This is a genomic window from Streptomyces sp. (genome assembly GCF_035645055.1).
In the GTDB taxonomy this organism is placed as follows: Bacteria; Actinomycetota; Actinomycetes; order Streptomycetales; family Streptomycetaceae; genus Streptomyces.
Window position 1 is genome coordinate 15,523 of the sequence record NZ_DASQNH010000063.1, and the last position, 14,553, is coordinate 30,075.

Here is a 14,553-nt window from a genome sequence, read left to right on the forward strand (position 1 = left end):
TCATCGTGGCGCCGCCACGGCGGGTGAATCGTTTCCGCGCAGGGTCGGTGAGCCCTGCGGCCGGGCGGCGAGCAGGTCGATGATCCGCCGGGCGAACAGATGGCAGTGGTCGCCGGTGCGGGCCGTGACCAGGTCGTCGTCGACCACCACGTCCTCGTCGACGTAGACCCCGCCCATGTTGCGCAGATCGCCGAGCAGGTTGTTGTGGACCACCGCGCGCCGGTCGCGGACCATGCCCGCGACCGGCGCGGCCAGCCACATGCCGTGGCAGATCACGCCCTTGACGATGGCCGGGTCGGCGAACGCCCGGCGCAGGAACAGCGCGGCGGGCGGCAGCCGCCGCGGGTCCTCCGTGTAGCGGAGCCGGTCGGCGACCATGCCGGACGGCACGATGACCGCGCTGAACTCCTTCAGCGCGAACTCGTCGACGTCCTCGAAGGACTCGGTGACCGTGAAGGGCATCCGGTGCTCGTGGCCGGTGAAGGTCTGCCGGGGCTCGCCCCACAGCCGGGACAGGAAGTGGATCTCCGCACCCTCTTCGGGAAAGCGGTGCCGGTAGTAAAGGATCTCTGGTTCGTAGAAGTCGCTCTCCATCAGTACGGCGATCTTGTGCCCCGTCAGTCGCACGGTTACCGTCCCTTCCCCCGTCCGGTCACCAGGTCGATCAGGAATGGGCCCGGGTGGGCCAGCATCTCGGCGACCGCCGAGGCCGCCCGGCCCGGTTTCTCCACGCGCAGCGCCGGCACGCCGAGCGACGCCGACAAGGCGACGAAGTCGATGGCGGGCCGGGAGAGATCGAAGATCTCCGGATGGTCGTGCGCGGGGATGCCCTGTTCCCGCCAGTACTGCTCGATGTTGTCCTCCAGGAGCTTGTAGCTCCCGTTGTTGCAGATGACGAACTTGGCGCCGATGCCGTGGCGGGCCGCCGTCCACAGCGCCTGCACGGTGTACATGCTGCCGCCGTCGCCGGTGAAGCCGACCACCGTGCGCTCCGGGTGGGCCAGTTTGGCGCCCAGCGCGCCGGGGATGCCGACGCCGAGGGAGCCGCCGCGGGTCTGGTGCCAGTGGCCGGGCTCGGTCGGCGGCAGCGGCCGGAACAGGTCCGGGGAGGCGGTCAGCGCCTCGTCGAACAGCACCGCGTCCGCGGGCAGCAGCCGCGCCAGCTCCTCGGCGAAGGCGAGGTGCGGCAGGTCCTGTGCGGCCGCCGCCTCCTTGGCGCGCCGGGCGTCTGCCGCCCGGCCCCGGGCGCGTGCCCCGGCCGCCTCGCGCAGCCGCCGGGCCGCCGCCTCCCGGCCGGCCTCGCCCATCCGCTCGGCGAGCAGGCCGGCGAGCAGGCCGAGGGAGCGCTTGGGGTCGGCGGCCAGGCCGACGTCCACCGGGAAGTTCTTGGCGATGGCGTCCGTGTCCAGGTCGATGTGGACGACCGGGACGCCCTCTGCGAACACGCCCTCCAGGGCCGGGAAGACCTCGGGCAGCGCATAGGTGCCGCACAGCAGCACGGCGTCCGCGGCGCCCGTGACCTTGCGGCTGTTCTCGCCGAACATGTGGCCGAGCTGGCCGGCGTACGCGGGGTGTTCGACGGAGAGGTTGACCTCGGCCCAGTCCGCCCCCCACACATCGGCTCCCCAGATCTCGGCCAGCCGGGCCAGCTCCGGCTGGGCGCCCGAGAAGTGGACGCCGTCCCCGGCGATCACGATCGGCCGCCGGGCGCCGGCCAGCAGCCCCGCGGCCCGCTCCAGGGCCGCCGGGTCTGGAGCGGAGGCGGTGCCGGGGTACGACACCGGCACCGCCTCCTCGCTGGTGGGCCGGTCGAGCACATCGGCGGGGAGCACCACCAGCACCGGCCCGTACGGCGGGGTGCCGGCCACCTTGAAGGCGCGGCGCAGCACCCGGAGCGTGGAGCCGGGGTCGACCACGCGGGTGGCCCACTTGGTGACCGGTTTCGCCATGCCGACGAGGTCGGCGTACATCTGCGCTTCCATCGCCTCGTAGCGCAGCCCGGCCTCGCCGGCCACCACGACGAGCGGGGCGTGGCCGCGCATGGCCTGGTAGAGCATGCCGATGCCGTTGCCCAGGCCGACCCCGGAGTGCAGCTGGACGACGGCCGGACGGCGGGTGGCCCGCGCGTAGCCGTCCGCCATGCCGACGGCCACGGACTCCTGGAGGGTCAGCACGTACTCGATGCCCGGGAAGTGGCGCAGTTCGTCCAGGAAGCCCTGCTCCACCGTGCCGGGGTTGCCGAACATATGGGTGACGCCGTCGGCCGCCAACTGCTCCAGGAACGCTGCCCGGGCCGGCCTGCTGTCCATGTCCTCACGCCTCTCGTCGTCCGGTCGGTGTGCGCGCGGCGGCGCGGTCAGTCCTTCGGCTGCGCCTTGAAGCCCCACTGCCGCAGGCCGTTCTCCAGGACCTCGACCGTCTTCTGGCCGGTCAGATAGGAGTCGGGGGTGGACCGGCCGGTGATGAACGGGTAGTCGACGATCACCGAGGTGGTCCTGCCGAAGTTGCCGTGGTACGCGCCGCCGGGTGCGGTGGCGTCGCGCAGGATGTACTCCAGCGGGTACGGCGGCGGGCCCATGTTGAAGTCGGTGCCGACGAAGCCGGTGCCGTCCAGGTAGTCGTACTCGATGCAGTGCCCGGTGACGTGCTTGCCGCGCAGGATGCTCTGCCGGTCCTCCTGGTCGCGGGCGAAGGCCAGGCAGGTGACGCCGTAGCACTCCGCGGCGATCGGCCGGTCCAGGGCGTAGAAGGCGAGGATCAGGTCGTGCACCCGCCAGTTGTTGGCGAGGTCGACGATGGGGCCGCTGCCGCCGACGATCAGCAGCGCGTCGTAGCGGTCGGCGATCTGCTCCTGGACCTTCTCGAGGCGGGTGTTGTACGCCTCCCAGTCGCGCAGGAAGTACGGCTTGGAGCGGTACGGCCGGTCGGGCAGCCAGGACGACAGGTCCAGCGGGTGGTCCAGGCGGTCCGAGGCCTCGACCGCCTTCACCTTGGCCGCCATCTCGGGCGTCGTGACGGAACGCCCGAGCGGGGGGTCGATGTAGTCGGGGTCCATGCTCGGGGGCAGCGCCACGGGCCGCTTGCCGGTCGGGGTGGCGAAGGTGACGTGATAGCCCGCCTTGTCGAAGGTCTCCAGGGGGCCGATCAGTTCCTCGCCCCAGTACCCGTACTCGGACAGGACGACGAGGATGCGCCTGCTCATGGGGGTTCCTCTCGTTCGGCGGTCGATTCGGACACGCGAACTGACGAACCCATGTCTAGTTTTCCGGGTTTGGCCGGTACCAGGCCCCTCCCCCGCCGACGGCGCACATAGCGAAGTGGCAGACGGCACTACGGCAACTCGCGGCAGGATGTGGCGCGTCGGCCAGCCGCGGGCCAGTGCGGCGCCCGCGCCCGTCAGCAGGGCGCAGAGCACGGCCGCGACGAGAAACACCCCCACCGCGCGGCCCGCCCGCAGCTGCGGGGCCGCCAGCTCCACGGCCAGGCCGCCGGCCAGCACGCCGGAGGTGGCCGGCAGCGAGGCGGCGGTGGCCCGCCGGTGCGCCGGGAGCAGCCGGGGCAGCCAGGTCTGCAGGGTGGTGTGCAGCAGCGTCCAGGACAGGCCGAGGAGCACCGCGACGCCGGTGAACGCGGCCGGGGTGATCCACGCGGCACCCGCGAGCGCCGCGGCCATCCCGAGCAGCCCGCCCACGGTGACCAGCCGGGCCGGGGACCACCGGGTCCCGTTCCGGCGCAGCAGCGTCCCGCCGCCCAGCACGGCGGCCCCGTACGCCACGGCGACCGCCGTCCCCCCGGCCCCGTCTCCCCCGCCGTGCGCGGTGAGCGCGGGCACCAGCAGCGCGGGCAGCGCGAGCAGCACGGCGCCCTCGGCGGCGCCGAGGAGCAGGAGCACGAGGACGGGGCTGGCGGGGAGGGACGGGCGGGGAGCGGCGGGCGGGGACGGGCGGCCCGGTGGGGGCGTGGTGGGAGGCAGGGTGGTGGTGCGGGTGGCGGCCGCCGCGGTGAGGAGGGCGAGGGTGAGGAAGACCAGGCGCCAGGAGGTGGCGTGGGCGAGCAGGGCCGCGTAGAGGGGGGCCACGACGGCTGCAGCCGCGGAGACGGCGAGGACGTCGGCGAACCCGCGTTGTCTGGCGTGCGCGGTGTCGCCGGTCTCGTGGCAGTACAGCGCCACGGCCGGGGTCACCGCGGCGAACGCCGCGCCCGTGGCCGCGCGCAGGACGAGCCAGCCGGAGCCGGAGGTGCACAGCGCGCAGCCCGCGGAGCCGAGCGCGGCCAGGGCGAGGCCGGCGCGCAGGACGCGGCCGGGGCCGTGGCGGTCGGCCGCGCGCCCCCACAGCGGCAGCGCGAGCCCGTGTCCGAGCGCGTAAGCGCCGAGGGCCGCCGTCACGGTGTGGACGCCGGTGCCGAGGGCCGCGGCGAGCGACACCAGCAGCGGCGCGGTGACATGCCAGTCCGCGTTGGCGACCGCCGCCGCCCAGCGCAGGCTCCCGGGACATCGGTCGGTGCCGCCCGCGCCGGGAGCCGGACTTCGGGCCGGCGGTGCGTGGGGCGGGCGGGCGTCGGACGGCTGGGTTCGGAGCATGGCGAATGACCCCTCGCAGGGGAGAGTCGGGGAGACGAAAGGACGCCCCCCGCTCGGCGGGGGGCGTCCGGTGGCGCGACGGGGCGGTCAGAGACGGAACAGGCCCGGGTCGGCGACGACGACGTCCACGAGGACGGGGCCGTCGGCCGTGAGGGCGCTGCGCAGCGTCTCGCGCAGGCCGTCGGGGCTCTCGACGCGCTCGCCGCGCACCCCGAAGCCGCGGGCCAGCTGGGCCATGTCGACCCCGCTCAGGTCCCAGCCCTTCTGCCAGGCCTTCTGGTCCTGGAGGTAGTACTTCAGGGACAGGTAGCCGGAGTTGTCGGGGATGACGAACGTGACCGGCAGGTTGTGCTGGGCGGCGGTCCACAGGGCGTGCAGCGTGTACTGCGCGGAGCCCTCGCCGACCACCACGACCGCGCGGCGGTCCGGGCGGGCCAGCGCGTAGCCGACGGCGCCCGCGAACGGGAAGCCGAGGGCGCCGCTGGCGGTGGCGAAGTAGCCGTTGTCCGCGCCGAGCGGGATCTGCTCGTGGAAGTCGGCCCGGGCGATGGGCAGTTCCTCGAACAGCGCCGCGTCCGCCGGCAGCACCTCGGACAGCACCTGGAACAGGTACGCCTGGGTGAGCGGGGTCGACGGCTCCGGCACCGGAACCGGCTCGCGCACCGGCGCCGGCGCCACCCGCTCGCGCTGCTCGACCAGCGGCACCAGACCCTTGACGACCGCGCCGGGCGGCGCCACGAAGCTCTCGTTCGCCAGGGTGGCGGCGGCGTCCTGCGGGCTGTCGGTGACGTGCAGGAACCGCACGTCGGAGGTGAGCGTCGGCCGCGGCGTCCTGTCCAGGTCGGCCGGCGCGGTGGAGAACAGGTCCCACGCGGTGAACAGAGTGAACGCCGGACCGCCGAGGACGACGACCACGTCGTGCTGGGCGCCGAGCCGCTCGTTGATCAGCTCGGGGATGGGCGGCAGCACCCCGGCGAACAGCGGGTGGTTCTCCGGGAAGGCGCCGCGCGCCCACACCGGCGCGCCCCACACCCGCGCGTTCAGCTTCTCGGCCAGCGCGATCAGGTCGCCGCGGGCGCCCTGCGCGTCGACCGGGCCGCCCGCGACGATGCCGGGCCGCTCGGCGCCGTTCAGCGCCTCGGCGATCCGCTGGAGCGCCCGCGGGTCCGGCACGACGGCGGTGCGCACCTCGGGTATGCGCACCGGCTCCGGGTCGGCGGGGCGGACCCAGTCGTCCTCGGGCACGGCCACGAAGACCGGGCCCTGCGGGGCCTGCTTGGCGATCTGGTAGGCCTGGGCGATCAGCGCCGGCACGTCCTGCGGCCGGCCGGGCTCGCCGGCCCACTTGATGTACGGCTTGGGCAGCTGGGTGGCGTCCTTGGCGACCAGGAACGGGTCGCCGAGCAGCATCTTGCGGGCCTGCTGGCCGCCGAGGATGACCATCGGGGTCTTGGCCGCGGCGGCGGTGTAGACGCTGCCCATGGCGTTACCGAGGCCGGGGCCGCCGTTGATGAGGACCAGCGCGGGCTCGCCGGTGGCCTGGGCGTAGCCGTCGGCCATGCCGACGACGGCGGCCTCCTGGAGTCCCATGACGAACCGGAACTCGTCCTCGGGCCAGTACTCGAACAGCTTCATCTCGGTGTGGCTGGGGTTGCTGAAGACGGTCGTCATGCCCAGCCGGCGCAGTACGTCGAGCGTGGCGTCCCGCACGGTCGGGGTGCTCGCCTCTTCGGTCATGGTGATCATGCTCCTGGGGTCGTTTCGGTCGGTTCGAGCGCCGCCACCGCGCTGAAGAGGTGATCGGGGTCGTAGCGTTCCTTGACCTTCAGCAGCCGGCCGGTGTTCGGGCCGAACGCGGCGATGGCGCGCTGGTACTCCTCCGGGCCGAGCAGGTTGGGGTAGCCGCCGGGCAGCGCGTGCCGGGCGAACCCGGCGGACACCTCGCGCGCCCAGCGCCGGTGCGGCTCCGCCGCGTCGGCGGGCTCCCAGGCCGCGGCGATCTCGACGAGCAGGTGGTCGCGGCGCAGCGCGAAGGCGGTGTCCGATGCGGGCACCCGCCCGGCCGCGCCGTGGAAGTGGTGCACGTACATGCCCGAGTACGGCGAGGTCGCGCCGGCCGCCGCGTCGGCCAGCAACTCCAGTGACCGGTCGGTGAACTCCGGCAGCCACTGGGTGCGCACCTCGTTGTGCCGCCCGTCGACGACGGACTGGTCGAACATGCCGAGGACCTCGGCGTACTCGTGCGGGCAGACCCGCCCGGCCAGCGGGGTGCCCAGCCGGTCGAAGCGGTCGACGACGTCGCGGCAGCGGTCGATGTCGCCGGACCACACCGGCAGCAGGAAGAGCAGCGGCCGGCCGTCGGGCCCGCCGAAGAACCCGGCCATCACGGTGAGTTCGTCCTCGGCGTCCGCGATCAGGTCCCGGTATCCGCGCAGTACGGCGGGGGCGCGGTCGAGCGGGTGGAGGAGCATCCCGGCGAGCACGGTGCCGATCGGGTGCAGCCGGCAGCGCAGCTCGGTGACGACGCCGAAGTTGCCGCCGCCGCCGCGCAGCGCCCAGTAGAGATCGGGGTGTTCGTCGGCGCTGGCGGTGACGGCGCGGCCGTCGGCGAGCACCACGCGGGCTGCGGCCAGGTTGTCCAGGGCGAGGCCGCAGCGGCCGTTGAGCAGTCCGTAGCCGCCCGCCAGGGTGACTCCGGCCAGGCCCACGGCCTTGACGGTGCCGGTGACCGGGGCCAGGCCGTACGGCCGGGTGGCTTCGAGGACGTCGCCGGCGCGGGCGCCGCCCTGGGCGACGGCGAGTCGCGCGGTGCGGTCGACGGTGACGGCGCGCATCGCGGACAGGTCGATCACGAGGCCGCCGTCCGCGGTGCCGCGGCCCGCCCAGTCATGGCCGCCGCCGCGCACCGCGAGGGTCAGGCCGTGGGTCCGGGCGACGCCGACCGCCCGGACCACGTCCGCCTCGTCGGCGGGGCGGACGATGACCGCCGGGCGGGCGTCGACCGAGCCGTTCCACAGGCGCCGCGCGGACTCGTAGCCGCCGTCGCCCGGCGCGAGCACACCGCCCCGCAGCGAGGTGCGCAGCAGGCGCACGGCAGCGGACGCGGGGGTGGTCGTTGAGGGTGCCATGGGTCCATCACTTCTTCTCTGGTCCTCGAATGGCGCCGGACGGGCAGGCTCAGGCCTCGATGAGTTCGTAACGGTTCGACCGGACCGTCTCCAGGTCGACGGAGGCGAGGAACGCCTGGGTCTCGGGGGCGGAGAAGAAGGCGCCGATGGTGGCCTCGGCCTCCTCGGGGCTGCTCCACCGCACGGTGACCAGGTACTCGCCGTCGGCGCTGCGCGCGGTGGCGCGGCTGAGGAAGCCGGGGCGCAGCTCCATGTACTCCTTCTGCATGGTGCGGTCCGTGTTCTGGAACTCGGCGTCGTCGACGCCGGCGCGCAGCTTGAACCGGATGGTCTCCACGATGGTCATCTCGTGCCTTCCTCGGTCGGGAGATCGGTCGGGGGATCAGCGGGCCGGGCTCACCTGGCCGGGCCGCAGGGGCCGGTTGAAGACGGGGGTGCCGGGCTGCTGGCGGCGGCCGCCCGTGGCGAGCGGGCCGGTCTCCACGGGGGCGAAGCCCAGTTCGTCCAGCAGCCGGGCGACGAGCCCGTTGGCCTCGGGATCGTCACCGGCCACGAAGAGCGCGACACGCTCCTCGTGGGGTGCGCCGGGGCGGCCGAGGTCGAGCAGGTACCGGTAGTTGAGCGTGTTGACCGCCTTCACGACGCGGGAGTACGGCAGATGCGCGGCGATCAGCTCGGAGGAGGTGGTGCGGTCCGCCTCCAGGGCGGCGTGGCCACCGTCCCGGCCCGGGAAGTAGTTGGTGGTGTCGACGACGACCTTCCCGGCCAGCGCCTCGGGCGGCAGGCTCGGGTAGGCGCCGAACGGGACGGCGGCGATCACCAGCGGGTCGCCGAAGGCACACGCCTCCGCCACGGTGCCGGCCCGGGCGCCGTCGCCGAGTTCGGCGGCGAGCCCGGTGAGCGAGGCGGGGCCGCGCCGGTTGGCGACGGTCACCTCGTGTCCGGCCGCGGTGAGCAGGCGGGCCATGGTGGCGCCGATCTGCCCGCTGCCCAGAATGCCGATCCTCATGTGGGTGCTCGTTTCCCTCGGTCCCTCAGCTGCCGGGACGGTTGTAGGCGTAGGACTCGTTGTGGTCGTCGTCGTCCGGGACGAACTCGGTGACGACCTCCACGGCCGCGTGGATGTTGACCATGCGGGCCCGGCCGGGGCCGAGGGCGGTGAACTTGTGAGGCACGTCGGCCGGTACGACGACGATGTCCTCGGGGGTGGCGTCGATCTTCTCGCCGCCGGCCTCCAGCCGGACGGTGCCGTCGACGACGATGAAGATCTCCTCGTAGGGGTGGCTGTGGCGGGGCGGCCCGGCGTCGGCGGCGACGTCGACGATGAACGCCGAGACGCTGAGGCCCTCGTGCTTGCTCGCGTTGAGGATGTGAGCGGCCACCTCACCGTTGATCTGGATGGTGGGCAGACTGCTCCTGGCGATGATCTGCATGACGGGTCCTTTCGGCGGGCCGCCCCGCGGGCGGGCCTCAGGCGGAGCTGGTCGGTGCCTTCACGGAGCCGGCCTCCGGGGCCGGTACGGCGGCCGGGCTCGCGCCGGCCTGTGCCGCCGGGGGCCGCAGCCGTCCGGTGGCCCAGGTGGCGGGCAGCGCGGCGACGACGACGATCAGGGCGAGGACGACCACGGAGTCGACTCCGTTGCTCTCCACCGACCACCCGCCGACGGCCGCTCCGATGGCGATGCCCGCGTTGACGGCGGAGGCGGCGAGGGTGGAGCCCAGGTCACCGCCGGGGCCGGCCAGTGTGATCACCCGCAGCAGGAAGGAGGGCACGAGACCGAAGCCGACGACTCCCCAGGCGAGCAGGACGACGGCGGTCAGCACCGGGGTCTCCCCGACGAAGTACAGCGCCGTCAGGGCCAGGATCAGCACGACGTTGGCGATGACGAGGGTGCGGGCCGCCCCGCTGTCGGCGAACCGGCCGCCGCCGAACACGCCGACGGCGCTGGCGATGCCGTAGACGAGCAGGAAGGCGCTGACCGCGCCGCCGGAGATGCCGGTGACGTCCTCGAGGTAGGACGCCAGGTAGGTGAAGGCCGCGAACTGGCCGCCCATCAGCAGCAGTCCGATGCTCAGCTGGGCCAGCACCCGGGGGGCGAAGGCGTGCCGGGCCTGCGAGCGCAGGCTGGTGCCGGGCCCGGTGGCGCCGATCCGCGGGACGAAGAGGAAGGTCGCGGCGAGCGCCACGGCGGTCAGGGCGGCGACGCCGACGAAAGTGGCCTGCCAGCCGATCCCCTGGCCGACCAGGGTGCCCAGCGGCACCCCGATGACGGTGGAGACGGCGACGCCGCCGAAGACCATGGCGACGGCCCGGCCCTGCTGCCCGGCCGAGACCAGTTGGGCGCCCAGCATCGAGGCCACGCCGATGAACAGGCCGTGCAGCGAGCCGGAGACGACCCGCGCCGCCATCAGCACGGCGTACTCGGTGGTGAGCGAGGCGACCAGGTTGGCGGCGAGGAACACCGCCAGCGACGACCACACCAGCAGGTGGCGCCCGAACCGGATGGTGGCGGCCGTGAGCAGCGGTCCGCCGAGGCAGATGCCGAGCGCGTAGGCGGTGACCAGCAGGCCGGCGGTGCCGACGGAGACGTCGATGTCCTCGGCCATCGGGTCCAGGATGCCGACGATGACGAGTTCCGCCGTACCGAAGACGAACGCGCCCAGGGCGAGTGTTCCCAGGGCGAGCCCGGTACGGGTCCCGCCCTTTGGGGACTGCGCGGGAGTTGTCACATGAACCACCTTTGTCGTGTGCGTGGTGCCGGGCCGGGCTCGGTGGCGCGGCTCAGCTGTTCTCGTTGCCGATGACCCAGTGCTCGCGGACCGCCATCCGGTGGATGTAGCGGGGCTCGACGAACGTGTGCAGGTCGTCGACGGCCTTGGTGAACTCGGCCGAGGCCACGGCCGTTTCGAGCGCCTCCACGCTGTCGAAGGACAACAGGTAGGCGGCGTCGAGCAGGGCCTCGCCGACGGCGTAGGCGCCGTCGCGGGTGAAGCACTGCAGGTAGCGGCGCAGGCCGGGGACCTGGAGCATCCGCTCCGCGTGCGCGCCGAGGCTGCGCTCGCGGAACTCCTCGACCGTGGTGCCGTTGGCGCGCTTGACGAGGAGGACCAGCTTGACGCCCTCCTCGGGCGCCGGGTGGTCGCCCGCGCGCAGCACCTGGGCGTCGGTGTCGAGGACGACGGTGCGCCAGAAGGCGGCCCACCTGGGCTCGTCGAGCCGGGCGCCCTCCAGGAACTCGGGGGTCTGGAGGGAGGCGAGCTGCTCCTCCTCGTTCTCCAGCCAGATCTCGGCTATGCCGCTCCACATCGGGTCCTCGGGCTCGGGGCCGAAGGGGATGCGGGTGTCGATGAGGTACTTCTTGATCTGCGGGATCTTGCCGGCGTACCGCACGGCGTGCACGTTCACCCAGTAGTCCTGGAACTCCTTCTCGGACATCCCGGGCTTGGGATGGGCGAAGATCAACTGGTGGATCACGGCTGCCTCCACGGGGCGGGGCGGGAGCGGGGGTCAGGGGCGAGGGTCAGACCTTGTAGGCCTTCTTGACGTCTTCGGCGAAGCCGAGGTAGTCGCGCAGGGCCCAGACCTGCTCGAACTCCAGGTACTCGCGCATCGGCAGCCGGCCGAGCGCCGTGCGGTCCAGTTCCTCGGCGTTCGGGGCGTCGATGATGCCGATCACCCGCTTCTGGCCGGCGACCTTCCACAGGCCGACGGCGAACCCGGAGTCGAGCGTCTCCTGGGCGTGCTCGGCCTCCTCGCGCTCGATCTCCCACAGTTCGTCCAGGGAGATCCGTCCCTCGTGGTTCCAGCGCATCTGGACGTAGAACAGCATGGGGAACTCCTCGGGGCGTGGAGCGGGTCAGGCCGCGGCCGGCGACGCGATCCGCTCGGTGATGGGGTCGTCGGCGCCGAACACCTCGGTGGCCAGGTCGAGCGGCGTCTTGCCGTCGTGCCCGACCAGGTCGAGCCGGGCGCCGGCGTCGAGCAGCACGGTCACGCAGTCGGCGTAGCCGTGCCACAGCGCGTCGTGCAGCGGGGTGTAGCCGTTGGTGGCGCCCTGGAAGTCCAGGTCGATGCCGTCGCGGGCGACCAGGTCGGCGGTGATGTCGGCGTGGCCGTTGTAGACGGCCTTGTGCAGTGGTACGGCGCCGAAGCAGGGCTCGACGGCGTTGATGTCGGCGCCCGCGTCGAGCAGCAGCCGGACGATCTCGCCGTGTCCGTCGCGGGCGGCGACGAGCAGCGGGGTGTGCGCGTCGTTGAAGCCGTTGAGCATCGGGTGGCGGGCGTCGACCTCGGCGCCGGCGGCCAGCAGTTCGCGGACCCGGTCGGTGTCGCCGGCGGAGACGGCGGCCATCAGCGGCTGTGCCTCGACGGTCTCGCTGTCGCGTTCGCGGCGCTCGTTGAGGAGCTGCTCGGCGCGCAGCAGCTTGTCCTTGCCGAAGGTGTTGACGTTCAGCTCGTAGGCGAAGTGCTCTTCGAGCGAGAAGCCGTAGTGCGTGTGCAGCTTGAGCCCGGCGCCCCGGTCGAGCAGGTACTCCACCAGGTCGGGGTACTTGTACCAGAGCGCGTCCATCAGCGGGGTGTGCCCGGTGGTGGGGGCGACGGCGTCCACGAACGCGCCGGCCTCCACGAGCTGCCGGGTCACGTCCAGGTCGCCGCCCTGGCAGGCCTTGTGCAGGGCGGTCGCGCCGGCCCTGCTGTCGGCGGTGTGCACATCGGCGCCCGCGGCGATCAGCGCGCCGGTGGTGGCCGGGTCGGCCTGGCCGGCGGCGATCATCAGCACGGTGAGCCCGGAGGAGGCCTCCCGGGTACCGGGGTCGGCGCCCGCCTCCAGCAGCCGCTTGACCTGCTCGGTGCGGCGGGCGCGGACGGCGGCGATCAGCTCGGCGCTCATGACGCGGCCCGCGCCTTCGGGGCGTCGCCGCGGATGGCGCGGATGATCTGCGAGGGGTCGGTGTGCGACTCCCAGCGGACGATCCGGCCGTCGCGCACGGTCAGCCAGTGGGTGAAGACGATCTCGAAGTCGATGCCGGTCTCCTTGACCCGCGAGATCTCGTGAATGATCCCGGCGGCCTTCTCGCCCTCGACGACGAGGTCGAGCAGTTCCTCGGAGATCACGTCGCACTGTCCGGCGAAGACCTGCACGCTCTGCGCGACCTCGTCGCGACTGTGCAGGGTGCCGATCCACTTCATGTCGTCGTTGTAGCCGGGGACCGGGCGGTAGTTGACCCACTCCACGTCGTCGGCGAGCAGCGAGAGCGCGGTCGCGAAGTCGCCGCCGGTCAGGGCGGAGAACCAGCGCTTGGCGACGTCCCGGGTGTGCTCGGTGGCTTCACTCATGTCGTCTCCTTCTGGCCGTCCGAAACGGTCATGATCTGCTGGTTGCCGTCCGCCCACAGGGCCGTCATCACCACGCCGGCGATACGCCAGCCGGCGGCGGTGCGGGCCAGGTCGAAGCGGTAGCGGCCGCCCAGCGTCCACGTCTCGGAGCCGTACGGGTTGGGCAGCAGGTGGGTGGCCTGGAAGTGGGCGGTCAAGGCCGCCACGTCACCGCGAACCTCGGCGATCTGGTTGCCGATCATGTGCTGGGTGGCCTTCAGGTGGCCGAGCCCGGCGGACCAGTCGGCGATGACCTGGTCGGGGGTGCGGACGACCGGCTCCCCGCCGAAGAGGCTGGTGTAGTCGAGGGTCACCTTCTCGGCGAGCAGCGCCGGCAGGGCGTCCCACTGGCGCAGGTCGACGTACCACAGCATCCTGGTGCAGGTCTCGATCACGTCGAGACGGTCTTCCGGGGAACTCATGGGCACCTCCGTCGAGTTGTGCGAGGTGTGTCCGAACGACGCTATCGACGCACCTCAGCGGGGTTGCCGGACGTCAGGGGCACCCTCGCCCCACTGTGCGAGGTCCGCTCGGGTACTACGTCAGATCACCGCGGCGGACGGGCGGGCGGGGCTCAGACGGTCTTCAGGAACCCGCCGTCGACGACGTACTCGGCGCCGTTGGCGTTGGGTGCCTTGCGCGAGACGACGAACGCCACGAGCGCGGCCAGTTCCGCGGCCGTCGTGGTCCGCCCGGTCGAGCTGCCGAGCAGCTGCGGCACCTGGGCGAGCACCTCGTCCCGGGAGAGCCCGGACTGCTCGGCGATGGTGTCGGCGATGCCGCCCGGGCCGGTCCAGGCGTCGGTCATCACCGGCCCGGCCGCGACCGTGTTGACGCGGACGCCGCGCGGTCCGAACTCCTCGGCGAGCGACTTGCCGAGGTTCAGCAGGGCCGCCTTGGCCGCCGAGTAGTCGACGACCACGGGGACCGGGCTGCGGGCGTTGGTGGAGCCCAGGTTCACGATGGAGCCCTGCCGCTCGATGATGCTCGGCAGCGCCGCCCGGGTGGTCCGTACGGCGGTGAGCAGGTTCATGGTGAGCGATTCCCGCCAGTCCTTGTCGTCGACGGACAGGAAGCCGCCCGGCCGGGTGAAGGGGAATCCCAGGTTGTTCACCAGGATGTCGATGCCGCCCAGCTCCGCCAGGGCGTAGTCGACCAGTTCGGCCGGGCCCCCTTCGGTCGCCAGGTCCACGGATAAGACGTACGGCGTGGTCTCCCGGAGCCGGTCGCTGATGGTGCGGGCGCCGCCGATCACCCGGGCGCCCTCGGCGGCCAGGGTCCTGGCGATCTCCAGGCCGATTCCCCGGCTGGCTCCGGTGATCAGGGCGGTCTTGCCGGCGAGGTCCAGTTCCATGAGGTGCTCCCCTCGAACGTGCACTGCGGTCGGTTTTCGTGAACGTAACGACGGGCGGGACGACCGCCGCGCGGCCGGGGGGACTTGGTACGGACTACGTCACATGAACGCC

General features: G+C 72.9%; 15 protein-coding genes and 1 pseudogene. All 16 read right to left on the reverse strand.

The genetic code is table 11. From position 1 onward, the window contains the following. Positions 1–627, reverse strand: a complete 627-nt coding sequence (locus tag VE614_RS20555; protein WP_324938922.1) for a DJ-1/PfpI family protein — start codon at positions 625–627, stop codon at positions 1–3. Positions 628–629: 2 nt separating this feature from the next. Next, positions 630–2,309, reverse strand: a complete 1,680-nt coding sequence (locus VE614_RS20560) for a thiamine pyrophosphate-binding protein (protein WP_324938925.1) — start codon at positions 2,307–2,309, stop codon at positions 630–632. Positions 2,310–2,356: 47 nt separating this feature from the next. Further along, positions 2,357–3,202 (reverse strand): type 1 glutamine amidotransferase domain-containing protein, encoded by an 846-nt coding sequence (locus tag VE614_RS20565; RefSeq protein ID WP_324939030.1) that lies wholly within the window; start codon positions 3,200–3,202, stop codon positions 2,357–2,359. A 288-nt stretch (positions 3,203–3,490) separates the two neighbouring features. After that, positions 3,491–4,582 (reverse strand): annotated as a pseudogene (locus tag VE614_RS20570) (MFS transporter); the annotation flags it as partial. Positions 4,583–4,669: 87 nt separating this feature from the next. Further along, positions 4,670–6,319, reverse strand: coding sequence for a benzoylformate decarboxylase (gene mdlC / locus VE614_RS20575; protein WP_324938927.1), 1,650 nt, complete (start codon positions 6,317–6,319; stop codon positions 4,670–4,672). A 5-nt stretch (positions 6,320–6,324) separates the two neighbouring features. Next, positions 6,325–7,710, reverse strand: coding sequence for an FAD-binding oxidoreductase (locus VE614_RS20580; RefSeq protein WP_324938930.1), 1,386 nt, complete (start codon positions 7,708–7,710; stop codon positions 6,325–6,327). 49 nt (positions 7,711–7,759) lie between these two features. Then, positions 7,760–8,056: a hypothetical protein gene (locus VE614_RS20585; RefSeq protein ID WP_324938933.1), complete on the reverse strand. Its 297-nt coding sequence runs from the start codon at positions 8,054–8,056 to the stop codon at positions 7,760–7,762. A 36-nt stretch (positions 8,057–8,092) separates the two neighbouring features. Next, entirely contained in the window at positions 8,093–8,719 is a 627-nt protein-coding gene (locus VE614_RS20590) for an NADPH-dependent F420 reductase (RefSeq protein WP_324938939.1), read from the reverse strand. A 25-nt stretch (positions 8,720–8,744) separates the two neighbouring features. Then, the gene (locus VE614_RS20595) at positions 8,745–9,143 is read right to left on the reverse strand and encodes a cupin domain-containing protein (protein ID WP_324938941.1); all 399 of its coding nucleotides are present in this window, start codon (positions 9,141–9,143) and stop codon (positions 8,745–8,747) included. A 37-nt stretch (positions 9,144–9,180) separates the two neighbouring features. After that, a complete protein-coding gene (locus tag VE614_RS20600) occupies positions 9,181–10,440 on the reverse strand; it encodes an MFS transporter (protein ID WP_324938944.1) in 1,260 nt (419 codons plus the stop codon). A 52-nt stretch (positions 10,441–10,492) separates the two neighbouring features. Next, positions 10,493–11,185, reverse strand: coding sequence for an EthD domain-containing protein (locus VE614_RS20605; protein ID WP_324938949.1), 693 nt, complete (start codon positions 11,183–11,185; stop codon positions 10,493–10,495). Positions 11,186–11,231: 46 nt separating this feature from the next. Then, complete coding sequence (locus tag VE614_RS20610) at positions 11,232–11,540, reverse strand: muconolactone Delta-isomerase (RefSeq protein ID WP_043499308.1); 309 nt, start codon at positions 11,538–11,540, stop codon at positions 11,232–11,234. A gap of 27 nt (positions 11,541–11,567) precedes the next feature. Further along, a complete protein-coding gene (locus VE614_RS20615; protein ID WP_324938954.1) occupies positions 11,568–12,602 on the reverse strand; it encodes an ankyrin repeat domain-containing protein in 1,035 nt (344 codons plus the stop codon). After that, positions 12,599–13,048, reverse strand: a complete 450-nt coding sequence (locus VE614_RS20620; RefSeq protein ID WP_324938957.1) for a nuclear transport factor 2 family protein — start codon at positions 13,046–13,048, stop codon at positions 12,599–12,601. Before VE614_RS20620 ends, VE614_RS20615 begins: the two co-directional genes overlap by 4 nt. Beyond that, positions 13,045–13,509 carry a nuclear transport factor 2 family protein gene (locus VE614_RS20625; RefSeq protein WP_324938960.1) on the reverse strand — a complete coding sequence of 155 codons (465 nt, stop codon included), beginning with the start codon at positions 13,507–13,509 and terminating at the stop codon, positions 13,045–13,047. The genes VE614_RS20620 and VE614_RS20625 overlap by 4 nt, the downstream gene beginning before the upstream one ends. A gap of 152 nt (positions 13,510–13,661) precedes the next feature. Further along, a complete protein-coding gene (locus VE614_RS20630) occupies positions 13,662–14,441 on the reverse strand; it encodes an SDR family oxidoreductase (RefSeq protein WP_324938963.1) in 780 nt (259 codons plus the stop codon). Positions 14,442–14,553 lie beyond the last annotated feature (112 nt).